General features: G+C 66.2%; 3 protein-coding genes. 1 reads left to right on the forward strand and 2 read right to left on the reverse strand.

The genetic code is table 11. The features are described from left to right. Positions 1–108: transposase (locus tag ABZV42_RS42140; protein WP_355991378.1), on the forward strand; the 108-nt coding region annotated here is incomplete at its 5' end. Between the two features lie 56 nt (positions 109–164). On the opposite strand, the gene ABZV42_RS42145 is transcribed toward ABZV42_RS42140, so the two are convergent. Further along, positions 165–1,250 carry an IS110 family transposase gene (locus ABZV42_RS42145; protein WP_356057552.1) on the reverse strand — a complete coding sequence of 362 codons (1,086 nt, stop codon included), beginning with the start codon at positions 1,248–1,250 and terminating at the stop codon, positions 165–167. A gap of 282 nt (positions 1,251–1,532) precedes the next feature. Further along, positions 1,533–2,315, reverse strand: coding sequence for a CocE/NonD family hydrolase (locus ABZV42_RS42150; RefSeq protein WP_356057553.1), 783 nt, complete (start codon positions 2,313–2,315; stop codon positions 1,533–1,535). Positions 2,316–2,399 lie beyond the last annotated feature (84 nt).

A 2,399-nucleotide genomic window follows, 5' to 3' on the forward strand; every position in this document is an offset into this window, starting at 1 on the left:
CTGTGGGGCGGACACTTCTGGTCCGGCTCGTACTTCGCCGGAAGTTGCGGCGGGGCGCCCCTGACCGTCGTGAAGCAGTACATCGAGAACCAGAAGCGCCCCACGTGACGGGCCGAGGTGAACACTGCGGACCCGTGCTCACGTGCGGGATGCTCCTATAGACGTCAAGCCGCAGGAGCAAGGTCGGTTCGAGTGATTTGTTTGGTTGGTGTGCTGGTCAGGGTGCGATAGACCTCGCGGGCGACGAATCGTTTGAGGCAGCGCGTGATGTCCTTCTTGGACAGTCCTTCCCTGGTGCGGCGTTCGACGTAGGCGCGGGTGCGTTCGTCGTGGCGCATTCGGACCAGGACGATGGTGTGCAGGGCGTTGTTCGCGGCTCGGTCTCCGCCTCGGTTGAGGCGGTGGCGGTGTGTGCGGCCGGAGGATGCGGGGATGGGTGCGACGCCGGCCAGGTGGGCGAACGCTGCCTCGGAACGCATCCGTTCGGGGTTGTCGCCGGCCGATGCCAGCAGCTGGCCGGCGGTCTCGGGACCGACGCCGAACAGTGCGAGCAGCTCGGGTGCCGCTTGCTTGACCAGCGGGCCGATCTCGGTGTCCAGTTCGGTGATTTCAAGGTCCAACGCCTGGTGCCGACGGGCCAGACGGCGCAGTCCCGCCCGGGTTGCTGCCAGCGGGTGGGACAGGTCGTTGCCGGGCCGTAGTCGGGCCAGGGTCCGTATCAGCGCGCTGCGGTCCAGGCCGGAAACCTGCTCGCGCAGCATCGCCGGTGCGGAGACCAGCACGTTGCGGATCTGGTTCATCGCCTGGGTGCGGGCCTTGACCGCGCTGCGGCGGGCGACCCGCAGCACGCGCACTGCTTCAACCACGCCGTCCCGGCTCTTGGGGACACCGGTGGCCCGCCCGGACAGTACGGCGGTGGCAGCGGCGTACGCGTCGATCGGATCAGACTTGCCCCGCATCCGCCGCGTCTTGCGGTCCGGCCGGTCGACATCGATGACGCCGACCCCGGCTGCGGCCAGCACCCGCGCCAGTTCCGCCCCATAGGCACCAGTGCCTTCCACGCCCACCGCGATCAGGCTGCCGTAAGCGCGCATCCAGTCCAGCAGGTCTCGGTAGCCTCGGATGGTGGCGGGAAACTCCTGGTCGGCCAGGTGCCGGCCGATGGAGTCGATCACTGCGGCGTGATGGGTCAGGCCGTGGGTGTCGACTCCGCCGGTGATCTCCCGGGCGTCGTGCGTCATGCTGATCATGTCCGTCCTTGCGTATCCGTTCCGAGGGCGGCACGCGCCGGTCGGGCGGGTGGACAAGACAGTGACGGGGCTTCTGGACCAAGCTCCTATGAAGTCACAAGCGCCCGTCCGGCCGCGTGCGTGGTGACGCCGGGCGGGCCGACAAATCCCAAACAGGACAGCCTGGCGTCAGTCAGAGCACGGGTCAGACCCGCCAACGGCGTCACCACGGACATCATCACTGTCAGAGCAATTCTGAGATGGCCTTCACCCCCGACGTAAACGCCGGAGCACTGGCCAAGATCAAAGGTAGACACCGTCCGGGGCTGCGTGTTCGGCTCCCATGAACTCGGGCTCGAAGGACAGCTTGTGCCGCGGGCGCAGGTAGAGCGACTTGTACTCGGTCTTCTTGGGCGGCCACTTCGCCGCGGTGACCACCTCGCGTGAGCCCTCCACGAAGACACTCACGGCCGGCTCGTCCATGATGCCGTTGTCGATGCCCTTGAGCCAGTACTCGTACCAGCGGAACATCTTGTCGTGCTCCTCGATCCAGGGGCGCGACTGCATCGGGGTGTAGGAGCCGATGTCCAGCTTCCTTGGGCCCTTGAGGACGTCGAACAGCTCGATGTGACCGTCCACCGTCCAGCCCCGGCCCTGATCGATCTGGAGGTAGACCGGGATGTCGATGTTCCGGGCCAGCGTGATCGGGTTGCGTTCCTCGTACCAGTCGCCGTCGAGCGGGTTCATCACGATGTCGAACCAGAACTCGCGGTTCTTGGGGTACTTGAGTACGTGGACCAGGTTCGGCCAGGCCGCCACGTCGGGGTCGTTCAGCCGCTCGTCGACGAGCTTTCTGAGCTCCTCGGGGCTGTGGACTTCCCGCATCCGGGACTTGACATCGGTGTGCGCGATGCCGGAGTCCCCGCCGCGGCCCTCGCGGGCGGCACGCGGCATGAACCACATGACGCCGCCGTGGTATGTGGTCTCGTAGAAGTCGTAGTGACCCCCGCTGACGAAGATCGCCTTCAGGTGCGGGGGACGTTCGGCGGCGGCGAGGACCTGCATCGAGCCGAAATAAGAAGTCATCTCATTTGGTTCGATAGGCTGTCGATCGTGGTTTCGATCGTTGAGCGGCTGGTGCCGGATGAGTTGTGGGAGTTGTTCCAGCGG

Origin of the sequence: Streptomyces sp. NPDC005281 (genome assembly GCF_040607495.1) — a bacterium.
In the GTDB taxonomy this organism is placed as follows: Bacteria; Actinomycetota; Actinomycetes; order Streptomycetales; family Streptomycetaceae; genus Streptomyces.

What these genes read in the sequence shown, in the direction of transcription:
- ABZV42_RS42145 (WP_356057552.1), bottom strand. Translation starts at nt 1,250, where the DNA reads ATGATCAGCATGACGCACGACGCCCGGGAGATCACCGGCGGAGTCGAC.
- ABZV42_RS42150 (WP_356057553.1), bottom strand. Translation starts at nt 2,315, where the DNA reads ATGACTTCTTATTTCGGCTCGATGCAGGTCCTCGCCGCCGCCGAACGT.